The 12087-nt window shown below is 66.7% G+C and carries 12 protein-coding genes and 1 riboswitch; of the genes, 4 read left to right on the top strand and 8 right to left on the bottom strand.

Going from position 1 to position 12087, the window contains the following annotated elements; all coding sequences use genetic code 11:
* The first annotated feature begins 52 nt into the window (after positions 1–52).
* Positions 53–400 carry a copper-binding protein gene (locus HWX76_RS09565; RefSeq protein ID WP_050014173.1) on the top strand — a complete coding sequence of 116 codons (348 nt, stop codon included), beginning with the start codon at positions 53–55 and terminating at the stop codon, positions 398–400.
* 263 nt (positions 401–663) lie between these two features.
* Positions 664–1890, top strand: coding sequence for a collagen-like triple helix repeat-containing protein (locus HWX76_RS09560; protein WP_176015735.1), 1227 nt, complete (start codon positions 664–666; stop codon positions 1888–1890).
* Positions 1891–2001: 111 nt separating this feature from the next.
* Here HWX76_RS09560 and HWX76_RS09555 read toward each other — a convergent pair whose 3' ends face one another.
* Positions 2002–2463, bottom strand: coding sequence for an Lrp/AsnC family transcriptional regulator (locus tag HWX76_RS09555; RefSeq protein WP_050014099.1), 462 nt, complete (start codon positions 2461–2463; stop codon positions 2002–2004).
* 117 nt (positions 2464–2580) lie between these two features.
* On the opposite strand from HWX76_RS09555, the gene HWX76_RS09550 reads away from it, so the two are divergent.
* The gene (locus HWX76_RS09550) at positions 2581–3213 is read left to right on the top strand and encodes a LysE family transporter (RefSeq protein ID WP_050014098.1); all 633 of its coding nucleotides are present in this window, start codon (positions 2581–2583) and stop codon (positions 3211–3213) included.
* A 70-nt stretch (positions 3214–3283) separates the two neighbouring features.
* On the opposite strand, the gene HWX76_RS09545 is transcribed toward HWX76_RS09550, so the two are convergent.
* The 7 genes from HWX76_RS09545 to HWX76_RS09515 form a co-directional block, all read right to left on the bottom strand.
* Positions 3284–3628 carry a DUF6331 family protein gene (locus HWX76_RS09545; RefSeq protein WP_244137956.1) on the bottom strand — a complete coding sequence of 115 codons (345 nt, stop codon included), beginning with the start codon at positions 3626–3628 and terminating at the stop codon, positions 3284–3286.
* A 6-nt stretch (positions 3629–3634) separates the two neighbouring features.
* On the bottom strand, positions 3635–4636 hold the full coding sequence (locus HWX76_RS09540) for an alpha/beta hydrolase (RefSeq protein WP_050014097.1): 1002 nt from the start codon (positions 4634–4636) through the stop codon (positions 3635–3637).
* Positions 4637–4658: 22 nt separating this feature from the next.
* Entirely contained in the window at positions 4659–5210 is a 552-nt protein-coding gene (locus HWX76_RS09535; protein ID WP_244137955.1) for a TetR-like C-terminal domain-containing protein, read from the bottom strand.
* A gap of 128 nt (positions 5211–5338) precedes the next feature.
* On the bottom strand, positions 5339–7267 hold the full coding sequence (locus tag HWX76_RS09530) for a TonB-dependent receptor (protein WP_089489393.1): 1929 nt from the start codon (positions 7265–7267) through the stop codon (positions 5339–5341).
* Between the two features lie 216 nt (positions 7268–7483).
* Positions 7484–7677, bottom strand: a riboswitch (cobalamin riboswitch).
* Between the two features lie 223 nt (positions 7678–7900).
* On the bottom strand, positions 7901–8875 hold the full coding sequence (locus HWX76_RS09525; RefSeq protein WP_050014094.1) for a threo-3-hydroxy-L-aspartate ammonia-lyase: 975 nt from the start codon (positions 8873–8875) through the stop codon (positions 7901–7903).
* Between the two features lie 52 nt (positions 8876–8927).
* Positions 8928–9566: a helix-turn-helix transcriptional regulator gene (locus HWX76_RS09520; RefSeq protein ID WP_050014093.1), complete on the bottom strand. Its 639-nt coding sequence runs from the start codon at positions 9564–9566 to the stop codon at positions 8928–8930.
* Positions 9563–10084, bottom strand: coding sequence for a YbaK/prolyl-tRNA synthetase associated domain-containing protein (locus HWX76_RS09515; protein ID WP_050014092.1), 522 nt, complete (start codon positions 10082–10084; stop codon positions 9563–9565). Before HWX76_RS09515 ends, HWX76_RS09520 begins: the two co-directional genes overlap by 4 nt.
* Positions 10085–10485: 401 nt before the next feature.
* Here HWX76_RS09515 and HWX76_RS09510 point away from each other — a divergent pair, with 401 nt between their 5' ends.
* Positions 10486–12069: an isocitrate lyase gene (locus HWX76_RS09510; protein WP_050014091.1), complete on the top strand. Its 1584-nt coding sequence runs from the start codon at positions 10486–10488 to the stop codon at positions 12067–12069.
* Positions 12070–12087 lie beyond the last annotated feature (18 nt).

Raw genomic sequence — 12087 nt, 5'->3', positions numbered from 1 at the left:
GCGCGGCACCGGCTGGCGGCAGAAACACGCCGGGTGCGACGGGAGACGCTCGATGAAGATCCGCTTTCACACTGTCGCCATGTCGTTTGCGATGGCGGTCATTGCAATGCCGGCGCTCGCGGGCGGCGACATGTCGGGCATGAATTCAGGCGATGCGAGCATGTTGGCGCAGGATTCGAAAATGACCGATGCCGAAGTCAAGGAAATCGACGCCGGGCGCAGGCGCGTGACGCTGAAGCATGGCGCGCTCGACAACATCGGGATGCCGCCGATGACGATGGCATTCAGGGCCGGCGACGCGGCGATGATCCCGTCGCTGCATGTAGGCGACAAGGTTCGGGTTCGGGTGGAAAACGTCAACGGCACACTGACGATCGTGAAGCTGGTGAAGCGACCGTGACGACGATCCGGCGTGCGCACGGGTGGGCGCCGTCGGTTTTTCCCTTCTTGTGCTACGTAACGCAGGGCCGGTGTTACGTCAGTGTTATCGGAATGCCTGCCCGGGCTGAGCCGGGCAGCACGATCCGCATCCGATGCGCGCTTCCCCGCCGCGCGGCGTGGACGTCCATTGCAAGGCGACTGTGAAACTGTGAAGGAGGCCGATGGAAATGGCACGGTAGATGCTTGGTGGAGTGATCGGCTGAATAGCGAACGGGGGCTTCCATGCAAGATCACTTCATCACGGCGAATGTTGCACTCGCCGCCGTTGCCGCTGCGTGTGCACTCGCGGGCTGCGGCGGTGGGGACGTTACGGCACCGACGCCGGCAGGTAACACTATCGGGACGAGTACGAGCGGAACCAGCGGAACCAGCGGGACTAGCGGGACTAGCGGGACTAGCGGGACTAGCGGGACTAGCGGGACTAGCGGGACTAGCGGGACTAGTGGGACTAGTGGGACTAGTGGGACTAGTGGGACTAGCGGGACTAGCGGGACTAGCGGGACTAGCGGGACTAGTGGGACTAGCGGGACTAGTGGGACTAGTGGGACTAGCGGAACGAGCGGAACGAGCGGAACCAGCGGCACACCCGGCACGAACGGCATCATCAGTTCCGCCGGCGCAGTCGTGCTGGCCGCAGGGGCGACGCTCGGCGACGTGACGTTGCCCGGGGTCGGCAAGGCCGCGACGGCCGGGCCGGCCGACACGGTCACCGGCGTCGGCACGATCATCCGCGATACGACGAATGCCGTGAGCAACGGTATCGGCCAGATCGGCTTCACGCCGAACCCTGTCGGCGGGACGGTCGCGGGCCTCGGCACCCTCGTCGGCTCGACCGGCAACCCGGTCAACGGCCTCAGCGAAACGGTGAAGGCGCTCGGCGCCGGCCCGCTGTCGCCGCTCGCGCCGTTCGCGACGCCCGTCGGCGGCCTGCTCGACACGGTGGCCGGCGGCCTGAAGTCGGGCGGCGCCATGCTCGGCTCGGCGCTGTCGTCGGGCCCGGTCCAGCAGGCGACGCAAGCGATCAGCACCGCGATCACGCCGGTCGTGACGACGGCGGGCCAACTCACGCAGCAGGTCGGCACCGCAACCGGCCTCGGGCAGCCGGTCGCGGGCCTGCTCGGACAGGTCGGCGGGGCGATTACGTCGGCCGAATGGCAGGTGACGTCCACGTCGCCTCAGCCGATCGTCGGCGCTGCCGGCAGTCTCGTCCGGGCGGTCGGCAACACGGTGACCAATGCGGGCGGCCTCGTGAACCCGAGCGGCGCGAATGGCGCGGCGCCGATTGCCGGTCTGGTGACGAGCGTGGTCGGCGGCATCCCGGCGACCGTGCACAACGGCTCCGCGACCAGTACGAGCGGCGGCGGCTCGTCGCTGGGCGGTCTCTCCAATCCGCTCGCGCCAGTGACGTCGCTGGTGGGCGGCCTGCTCGGCGGCGTGGCCGGAAAATAGCCGGCCCGTACCGCGTCATACGGGAACCCGGCCGAATGACCAGGGAAGGACCGCCATCGGCGCTCACGGGTCCCGCCCGGGACCATCGGACAATCCCGAAACCGTGGCCCGCTACCTGCGCGTGTCGCCGGGCTTCGACGCCGGCCGCGCGAGCCCGCGCGCCGGCAGCGGCGTCGACATCACGATCGACGTGCGCGTTTCGCCGTACAGGTTGATGCGTTCGATCAGCTGTTCGAGATGGGCCATGCTGACGGCGACCAACCGCATCACGTACGAATCCGCGCCCGTCACGTGATGGCATTCGACGACTTCGGGAATCGTCTCCAGCAGCTTGAGGAACTTCGCTTTCGCCGGTTGCTGCACCGTGATGCCGATCAGCGCGCTCACCGGATAGCCGGCCGCGGACGGATTGATCCGCGCGGTGTAGCCTTCGACCACGCCGGCTGCTTCGAGCCGCTTCACGCGTTCCGTCACGGCCGGCACCGACAGGTGGACCTGGCGCGCGAGCTCCGTATAGCTGAGGCGTCCGTTGTCCTGCAACAGCGCCAGTATCTTCCAGTCCAGATCGTCCATCGCGGCGGGAGTTTTTAAGGTAGAGCCGCCATTTTTCCTCAAAAACCGCATTCAGCGGGGCGCGGATTTTCCCTACGATGCCTGTTCGAGCCACTGGATGTGGGAAAGGAGCAGGCGATGTTGTTCATCAAATCCGTCGTGATGGGGCTGTCGATCGCGGTGCCGGTCGGCCCGATCGGCATGCTGTGCATTCAGCGCAGCCTGAGCCGCGGCTTCCGGGCCGGATTCGCGACCGGCATCGGCGCCGCGTGCGCCGATGCGATTTACGGGCTGCTCGGCGCGCTGGGCGTCGCGGGCATCGTCACCGCGTTCCCGATGCTGACCGTCGGCCTGAAGATCGGCGGCGGCGCGTTTCTCGTGTGGCTCGCATGGACCATCGCGCGCCAGCCGCCGGCCGCACCGGTGGGGCAGCGCGAGTTGCCGCGTACGACCGTTCTGCGCGATTTCCTGACGACGTTCGGACTCACGCTGTCGAACCCGATGACGATCGTGTCGTTCGTCGGGATCTTCGCGGCGCTCGGCCCGTTGCCGGGGGCGCGGGAAGGCGCGATGTGGGCGACCGTCGCGTGGATGGTGGCCGGGGTGTTCGTCGGCTCGGCCACGTGGTGGCTGTGCCTGAGCAGCGCGACCGCCGCGCTGCGCGCGAAGCTGTCGTTCGCGTTCATGCACGGGCTGTCGCGCATGTCGGCAGCGGTCGTCGCGGTATTCGGCGCGATCCAGCTGGTCGCGGGCGTACGTGGCTTGATCTAGGCGCGCGGGGCAGCGCGGGTCGAGCGGATCGCGTCGACCGTCGTCCGGATATGGGCGAGCAGCTCGAGCATCACCGTTTTCCGGAAGTACTGGTTGATCGCATGCTGACGACGATATCGGACGGCAGCGCCTCGATCGCGTGCCGAACCGACAGCAGATCATCGACGAGCCGTGTCAATGCGTCGGGTTCCCATGTGTCGAGCGCAACGGCGATGTCGTCCGGCCAGAGGCCGAGCGCATCGATGCCGCAGCATCCGGCGACACAGTGGATCTCCAGCGCGTCGATCAACGGCATGACGGCCGCCAGATGCGGATCGACGTCGATCGCCTGCGCGTGGCCGCCGGCAAGATCGCCGCAGGCGATCCAGCGATCCGGGCCGATGCCGAAGTCGTTCTTGTGTGCGTTGCCGTTCATCTTCGCTCAATTCGATGCGTGCAAATGCAAGTGCGCATGCACGAAGCGCGCGATTTCCTGGCTCAGCTCGATATCCTCCGGCGCGCCCATGAACCCGCCGTGCGGCATCCCTTCGAATATGTGCAGTTCGGTCGGCACCTGTGCGCGGCGCAACGCGCGATGCAGCCGCACGGCGTTCGACAGGAACAGGTCGCGCGTGCCGCTCTGGATGAAGGTCGGCGGGAAGCCGGCCGCGAAATCGCCGAACAGCGGCGACAGATACGGATGGGCGAGATCGGCGCCGTTCGCGTAGAGCAGGTTGTTCGCCATCAGCGGCGCCGGCAGCACGACATCGACGAGCCGGTTGGTTTCGAAGCTGTCGCCGGATTCGGTCAGGTCGGCTTCCGGCGACAGCAGCACCAGCGCGGCCGGCAGCGGCAGGCCCTCGTCGCGGGCGCGCAGCACCATCGCGGCCGCGAGATTGCCGCCGGCCGAACGGCCGCCGATGACGACGTTTTCCGGTGCGTAATGCTTCAGCACGTAGGCATAGGTTGCGACGCAGTCGTCGAGCGCGGCGGGATACGGATGCTCGGGCGGCATCCGGTAGTCGACGCCGTAGCATCGAATGCCGAGCCGGTCGGCCTGCATTTGCGCGCCGGCACGGCACGCGGCGCCGCCGCCGACGATCAGCGCACCGCCGTGCAGGTCGATGATTGCGCATGCGCCGGACGGCACCGCTTCGGGTGTCGCGACGTGCACGTCCGCAGCGCCGACCCGGATCGTCTCGACGCCCGAACGCAACGAGCCGGCGAACTGCGCGACAGCGGTCGCGTAATGCGCGTCGGCGCTGGCCTTCACGCGCATCCATGCGTCGATGTCGTCGACGGCCGGCATCGCGTGCAGCGCGTTCAGCGGCACGCCGTCGTCGCCGGTCAGGCGTTGCAGCGCGGCGCGCGCTTCATCGCTGATCGAGGTCGGGAAGGGAACGACACGGCTCGGCAGCACGACGCCGTCGGGTTTGTCTTTCATCGCTTGGGTTCCGTTCGGGGCGTCATGCGGGCGAAGGCCAGTGGCGCAGCATCGCGTCGAGCGCATCGAGGCTGCGCGACCACGACGCGTCGGCATCCAGTGCGCTGTGCGAGAAGCCGCCGGCGTTTTCGAGCGTCACGTAGCCCATGAAGAAGCCGCCGAGCAGGCGGATCGCATGCGCGTGCTCGGCATCCGGCAGGTCGTAGCTGCGCAGCACCGCCGACGTCATCCTGACGAGCTGCCCGCCCGCGCTCGCGGCGGCGCGCTCGGCGCTCACCGGATGGCGCGCGGCGGCGAAGCGGCCCGGATGCGCCCGTGCGTAGTCGCGATAGACGTTCGCGAGCGCGGCCAGCGCGTCCTTGCCGGTGCGGCCGGCCAGCGCGTCGGCGGCGCGATCGGCCAGTTCCTGCAGCGCGAACAGCGCGATGCGGCTCTTGAGATCGTCGAAGCTCGGGATATGGGAATACAGGCTCGCCAGCTTCACGTCGAAATGCCGCGCGAGCGCCGCGCCGGTGAGCTGCTCGAAACCGGCTTCATCGGCGAGTTGCGCGCCGGCTTCGACGAGTTTGTCCACGGTAAGGCCGGCACGCGCCATGACGAATGCTACGAAGATTAGTCAAAAACCTAATTCTATTAGCTTTCGTCGCGATGTCAATTTCATGCGCGTGCCGGCGTGGCGCGTTGCGCCGATGCGTGGGGCCGTCAGAACGTATAACTGACCTTGCCGAACGCGGTACGCCCGAGCGTGTTGTAACCGTACGCGGTCATGTACTGCCGGTCGAACAGGTTCGACAGCGATGCCGACACCGTCAGGTGCGAATTGATCCGGTACGACGCGCGCAGGTTTACCGTCAGGTACGACGCCAGATACTGCCGGTTGGCCGGATCGTCGAACGTCGAGCCGCCGTACAGCAGCGACGCGCCCGTGCTCAGCGCATGCAGCTTCAGTTCGTCCCACGTGTGATCGACGTTCAGGCTGACCGTTTGCCGCGGCCGGCGGCTCAGCCACGTCCGGTTCGTTTCGTCCTGCGGATTCAGGATGCCGACCGCGACGCTGATCGGCGTCGAGCGACCGATCGTGCCCTTGTACGACAGGTCGATGCCGCGAATATGCGAGCGGCCGATGTTCATCGGCGAGAACGTCGCCGGGTTGTACGCGATCAGGTTGTTGACGCGCGTGTCGTAGATCGCTGCGGTGAACGTGCCGTACGCGGTGTTCGCGTCGAGCGCGGCCTCGACCGACGTGCTGCGTTCCGGGCTGAGGTTCGGGTTGCCGTAGCCGGGGTAGTACAGGTCGTTGAACGTCGGCAGCCGGAACGCGTTGCCGTACGACATGCGCGCCGTGTAGACCGGCGTGATCGCCCACGACAGTGCGGCGTTGCCGGTGTTCACCGCTTGCCCGGCGATGATCTCGTGACGGCCGGCGACGAACATCGTTACGCTGCCGAGCGTCGCCGACTGGTGCAGCGAGAACGCGGAATCGTTGCGCGTCGGCACGCCGCCGGGAATGTCGACCGGCAGGAACGCCTGTTCGCGCGTGAAGTCGTACGCGAGCTTCGATTCGCCCGACAACGGCAGGCCGAACAGGTGGAATCCGTGCTCCTGATGAGTCAGCGACGTCGACGTGCTGATCCGCTGCGAATTGATCTGGTCGGTCGCGAGGGCCGGGTCGTCCGCGTAGATGAACTGGCGGTCGTTCGCATAGCCGAACGACTGGTCGAACTGCGTATCGGGCGTGATGTCGAGATGGAACGCAACGCCCGTCGTCAACTGGTGGTCGAGCTCGCGATTCGCGTAGCCGCTGTTGTCGTAGGACAGATCGGAGCGGTGATACAGCGCGAACGTCGAGATCGACCAGTTGTCGCGCGCATAGCCGAGCCGCGCGTCGAGATCCTGCGCGTGATACGGATTGCGGCCGTCTTCGTGGCCGTAGAAGAACGGCCGCGTCGCATCGATGCCGGCCGTGTTGTAGTCGTGCAGCCCGAGCGAATAGGTGAGGCCGCCGAGCGCGGCCAGCGGCCCGGTCGACGGCACCGTTCCCGACGTGCGGAACTGCGTGTCGAACGTCTTGTTCGAGCCGCCGCCGGCCGACACGGTGGTCCGGTTCGGCTGGTTGGCGGCGCGGCGCGTGAAGAGTTGCACGACGCCGCCCATCGCGTTGTTGCCGAACGACGCGGCGGCCGGGCCGGAGATCACCTCGACGCGCTCGAACGCTTCGGTCGGCAGGTCGGCCCACGGCGCGATTCCGGTGGTCGGCGAGCCGATCCGGATGCCGTCGATGAACACGGCGACCTGACTCGCCGACGAGCCGCGGATGCTGACCGACGCGGACGAGCCGGGCCCGCCGTTCTGCGCGACGGTCACGCCCGGCAGCGTCGCGAGCGCCTGCGTGATGCTCGGGTCGGCGGGCGACAGCCGGTCGAGGTCCTCGCGCGTGAGCACCTGGGTCGACGCATAGCGTCGGTCGAACGATTCGGGCAGGTGCCGCGTGTCGGTCACGCTGATCGTCGGCAGGTCCGCGCCGGGCGCGGGCGCGGCGGGCTGCGCGAGCGCCGTTTCGCCGGCCGCGTGGGCGAGCGGGGAAAGCAGCGCGGTGGCGGCGGACGTGGCGAGCAGGTGACGAATGTTCATGAGGCGGCGGGACGAGGCGTGTGACGTGTACGGCGATCGCGGGCGGAGGGCGGGCAGGTGGCGCATGCCGACGGCGCGTCGGTGCGACGCTTCGGGTCGGGAAGCGGATTCGGGAACGATGGACATCTGACGGATCCTGAGGTCGGGTCGTCCATGCAACGGGCGACCGCCGGGGGCGGTGCCGCGCGCATCGGGACACCCCGCCCGGTGCGGCTGCGTGGACCTCGGGTCGATGGCAGGTCTCCTGGCTCGCGGGTCCTCATCCGTGCAGGCCTTCCCGGTTTCCCAGTGGCATGCGGTGGCACGGATTCGCCGCTCACAGTTGCGGGGGCAGCCGCAGATTCGGGGCGTTGCCCCTGCTGCGTTCCCTTTTGATCCCGTCTCCGGGAACCATCAGCGCGCAAGGGTAATGGCGGGCGGTCAGGGACGTCAATCGTCCGGCCGCGCGCGGGTGCGAAAAAACGTCATTGCCCGGCGGCGGCTTTCCGAATCCTTTCGTTCGAGGGGCGCGGGCCGTGTTTCAGGTCTGAAGAAACGGCCGGATTCGAACGCGTCCGGTCGCGCCGGAACCGGCGGCCGTCGTTCCGAAGGCCGACGGCCGGCGCGTGTCGTTATCGATGCGTGCCGCGACGCTCAGGCCGGTGCCGACACCAGCGCGCAGAAGTTCTCGAGATCGACGTTGCCGCCGCTGATCACCACGCCGACGCGCTTGCCCTGCAGCGCATCCTTCATTCGGCGCACGGCGGCGAACGACAGGCAGCCGGTCGGCTCGACGACGAGCTTCATACGCGTGGCGAAGAAGCGCATGCAGTCGACGAGTTCCGCGTCCGTCGCGGTGAGGATGTCGTCGACGTCGCGACGCAGGATCGGGAACGTGAGGTTGCCGAGGTGCTGCGTCTGCGCACCGTCGGCGATCGTGCGCGGGGTGTCGATGTGCACGATCGTGCCGGACCGGAACGATTGCTGTGCATCGTTGCCGGCTTCGGGCTCGACGCCGTACAGCTTCGCGTGCGGCGACAGCGCACGGGTGGCGAGCGCGGTGCCCGACAGCAGCCCGCCGCCGCCGAGCGGCGTGAACACCGCGTCGAGCGGGCCGACTTCGTCGAACAGTTCCTTGGCCGCGGTGCCCTGGCCGGCGATCACGTCCGGGTGATCGTAGGGCGGCACCAGCGTGAGCCCGTGCTTCTCGGCGAGATCGCGCCCGATCTGCTCGCGATCCTCGGTGTAGCGATCGTAGGTCACGACGTTGCCGCCGTAGCCGCGCGTCGCGGCCATCTTCGCGGCCGGCGCGTCCTGCGGCATCACGATCGTCGCGGGAATGCCGAGCATGCGCGCCGACAGCGCGATCGCCTGCGCATGGTTGCCCGACGAGAACGCGACGACGCCGTGGCGCCGCTGTTCCGCGTTGAAGCGCGACAGCGCGTTGAACGCGCCGCGGAACTTGAAGGCGCCCATGCGCTGCAGGTTCTCGCACTTGAAGAACACCTGCGCGCCGAGCGCGTCGTCGATCGTCCGCGACGTCATCACCGGCGTGCGGTGCGCGTGGCCTTCGAGCCGGGTCGCGGCGGCGGCGACGTCGTCGTACGTGGGGAGAGCGGGAGAGTTCATGGTTGCTGGAGGATTGAAAAGTCAGTCGACTGGAATGCGGGGGCGCACCGGGTCACTTCGCATCGTTGTAGACGGTGGCGCGAGACACGCCGAGATGCTGCGACACGATCTCCATCGCGCGGCGCACCTCGAGGAAGCCGTCGGCCTTCAGCGTCTGCATCAGCTCGCGGCGCTGGTCGGTCTTCAACTCGCGCGGCGTCGTCGCAAGGCGCGTCGCGAAGGCGTCGATGCGCTGCCGGATCGCGTCCGCGCCGGCCGGGTCGAGCGTGTCGACGACGGCTTCGCCGTCCGTGCGGCAGAACTGGTTCAGCATGCCCTGGAAGCCGCGGAACAACGTGACGTCGGCATTCAGGCACAGCGCGGCCACATAGCGCCCGGTCGAATCCTTGATGCCGATCGACGTGCTTTTCGCGGTGCGGCCGTCGGCGAAGCGGTTCGGGTAGTTCGCGAGCACCTGCGGGAAATCGTCGTCCGCGATGCGCGCGAGGCCGAGTTCGGTCGCGGGATCGCCGACCGCGCGTCCGGACAGGTTGTTGTGGATCGCGAGGATCGCGTGCTCCGGCGTGCGCAGGTCGTGCACGACGACCTCGGTGAACGGCGCGAACATCTCGCCGAGTCCTTCGGCGATGCGCTGCACCTGTTCGATCAGCGATGCCTGCTCCGACAGCAGCGGTTTGCGGGTTGTACTCATGCGTGATCCTGGTGTGTCGGGGTGTCCGTCGTTTCCGGCCGCGTGATGTCGGCCAGCAGCGGGCGCGCGATCCGGACGTAGTCGGTCGCGTCGAGCACGACCGAGCGATCGAGGCGGCCCGCGTTGAACGCGATCTCGGCGTTGCGCTCGACCAGCGCGGGATCGACGACGAGCGCCACGTTCGTATCGAACACGAACGGCGGTACGGCGCCCATCACGCAGCGCGTGACGGCGGCCGCGACGTCGGGCGACGCGAGCGTCGCCTTGCGCCGGCCGACCGCATCGGCGACCTTGCGAAAGTCGATTTTCAGATGGCCGGGAATCACCGCGAGCGCGGCGCCGTCGCCGCCATCCTTGAACGTACAGAGCATCGCCTTCGCGCCCTGTTCGGGGCGGGTGCCGCGCAGCGCGGCGATCGCGTCGGATTTGCCTTCCGCCGGATGCTCGAGCACGCGAAAACGCGCGCCGGATGTCGTCAGCAGTTCGCAAAGCGTGTCGAAAACGGGAGAGTCGTTCATGTCGCTCCAGGCAGGCCCACGCGTCGAGGCGCACGGGTCAAATAATCGTCCAAGTATAGACGTTTTGTCATTGATATGACAAAGGGCGGCGGGCGTCGGGGCGCCAGTGTGCGCGAAGCGCGCCGATTCTTCAGCAGCCGAAAGGGAATTTCATATTGCGGGATGCAGGCCGAATTCCTGCCGCCGCGTTTTACCGCCGCTTGAAACCGTGTTTTGCATCGCAAAAACGACTGGCTATCTAATTGAAAAACAAGAGAAATTTATATCTTATGTCTTATATAAGACTTGGCCGAAAACGCGTGAGACAGGATTACTATTGAGTCCATGCAGTTCGCTTCGTCACACGCGGCGGGCACGCTGAACCCCTTTACTCAAATGCGCTTCGTTCCCAGGAGATAGACATGTCCCAATATCAAGACGACATCAAGGCAGTGGCTGGCTTGAAGGAAAACCACGGCAGCGCGTGGAATGCCATTAGCCCCGAGTATGCGGCCCGCATGCGTGCCCAGAACAAGTTCAAGACCGGCCTGGACATCGCGAAGTACACCGCGAAGATCATGCGCGCCGACATGGCCGCGTACGATGCCGATCCGTCCAAGTACACGCAGTCGCTGGGTTGCTGGCACGGCTTCATCGGCCAGCAGAAGATGATCTCCATCAAGAAGCACTTCAACAGCACCGAACGCCGCTACCTGTACCTGTCGGGCTGGATGGTCGCCGCGCTGCGCTCGGAGTTCGGCCCGCTGCCTGACCAGTCGATGCACGAAAAGACCTCGGTCAGCGCGCTGATCCGCGAGCTTTACACGTTCCTGCGCCAGGCCGACGCCCGCGAGCTGGGCGGCCTGTTCCGCGAGCTGGATGCCGCGAAGGACGCGACTGCGAAGGCCGCGATCCAGCAAAAGATCGACAACCACGTCACGCACGTCGTGCCGATCATCGCCGACATCGACGCCGGCTTCGGCAACGCGGAAGCGACCTACCTTCTGGCCAAGCAGTTCATCGAAGCGGGCGCGTGCTGCATCCAGATCGAAAACCAGGTGTCGGACGAGAAGCAGTGCGGCCACCAGGACGGCAAGGTCACGGTGCCGCACGAGGATTTCCTCGCGAAGATCCGCGCGATCCGCTACGCGTTCCTGGAACTGGGCGTGGACGACGGCATCATCGTCGCGCGGACCGATTCGCTGGGCGCGGGCCTGACCAAGCAGATCGCCGTGACGAACACGCCGGGCGACCTGGGCGATCAATACAACGCGTTCCTCGATTGCGAAGAACTGTCGGCCGACCAGCTGGGCAACGGTGACGTCGTCATCAAGCGCGACGGCAAGCTGCTGCGTCCGAAGCGCCTGCCGAGCAACCTGTTCCAGTTCCGCGCCGGCACGGGCGAGGCGCGCTGCGTGCTCGACTGCATCACGTCGCTGCAGAACGGCGCCGACCTGCTGTGGATCGAAACCGAAAAACCGCATATCGCGCAGATCGGCGGCATGGTCAGCGAGATCCGCAAGGTGATCCCGAACGCGAAGCTGGTGTACAACAACAGCCCGTCGTTCAACTGGACGCTGAACTTCCGCCAGCAGGCCTACGATGCGATGAAGGCCGAGGGCAAGGACGTGTCGGCTTACGACCGTGCGCAGTTGATGAGCGTCGAATACGACGAAACCGAACTGGCCAAGCTCGCCGACGAGAAGATCCGCACGTTCCAGGCCGATGCATCGCGTGAAGCAGGCATCTTCCACCACCTGATCACGCTGCCGACGTACCACACGGCTGCGCTGTCGACCGATAACCTGGCCAAGGAATACTTCGGCGACCAGGGCATGCTCGGCTACGTGGCGGGCGTGCAGCGCAAGGAAATCCGTCAGGGCATCGCGTGCGTGAAGCACCAGAACATGTCAGGTTCGGACATCGGCGACGATCACAAGGAATACTTCAGCGGCGAAGCGGCGCTGAAGGCAGCGGGCAAGGACAACACGATGAACCAGTTCTGATCATCGTCAGATCCGCAG

The sequence above is a fragment of the Burkholderia sp. BCC0398 genome (assembly GCF_902833245.1).
GTDB lineage: Bacteria > Pseudomonadota > Gammaproteobacteria > Burkholderiales > Burkholderiaceae > Burkholderia > Burkholderia sola.
This window is presented reverse-complemented; position numbering and strand designations above follow the sequence as displayed.

Bases quoted from the DNA above. Each gene is read 5' to 3' on its own strand.
- HWX76_RS09525 (WP_050014094.1), bottom strand. From the start codon at position 8,875: ATGAACTCTCCCGCTCTCCCCACGTACGACGACGTCGCCGCCGCCGCG.
- HWX76_RS09510 (WP_050014091.1), top strand. From the start codon at position 10,486: ATGTCCCAATATCAAGACGACATCAAGGCAGTGGCTGGCTTGAAGGAA.
- HWX76_RS09560 (WP_176015735.1), top strand. From the start codon at position 664: ATGCAAGATCACTTCATCACGGCGAATGTTGCACTCGCCGCCGTTGCC.
- HWX76_RS09565 (WP_050014173.1), top strand. From the start codon at position 53: ATGAAGATCCGCTTTCACACTGTCGCCATGTCGTTTGCGATGGCGGTC.
- HWX76_RS09540 (WP_050014097.1), bottom strand. From the start codon at position 4,636: ATGAAAGACAAACCCGACGGCGTCGTGCTGCCGAGCCGTGTCGTTCCC.
- HWX76_RS09530 (WP_089489393.1), bottom strand. From the start codon at position 7,267: ATGAACATTCGTCACCTGCTCGCCACGTCCGCCGCCACCGCGCTGCTT.
- HWX76_RS09515 (WP_050014092.1), bottom strand. From the start codon at position 10,084: ATGAACGACTCTCCCGTTTTCGACACGCTTTGCGAACTGCTGACGACA.
- HWX76_RS09555 (WP_050014099.1), bottom strand. From the start codon at position 2,463: ATGGACGATCTGGACTGGAAGATACTGGCGCTGTTGCAGGACAACGGA.
- HWX76_RS09550 (WP_050014098.1), top strand. From the start codon at position 2,581: ATGTTGTTCATCAAATCCGTCGTGATGGGGCTGTCGATCGCGGTGCCG.
- HWX76_RS09545 (WP_244137956.1), bottom strand. From the start codon at position 3,628: ATGAACGGCAACGCACACAAGAACGACTTCGGCATCGGCCCGGATCGC.
- HWX76_RS09520 (WP_050014093.1), bottom strand. From the start codon at position 9,566: ATGAGTACAACCCGCAAACCGCTGCTGTCGGAGCAGGCATCGCTGATC.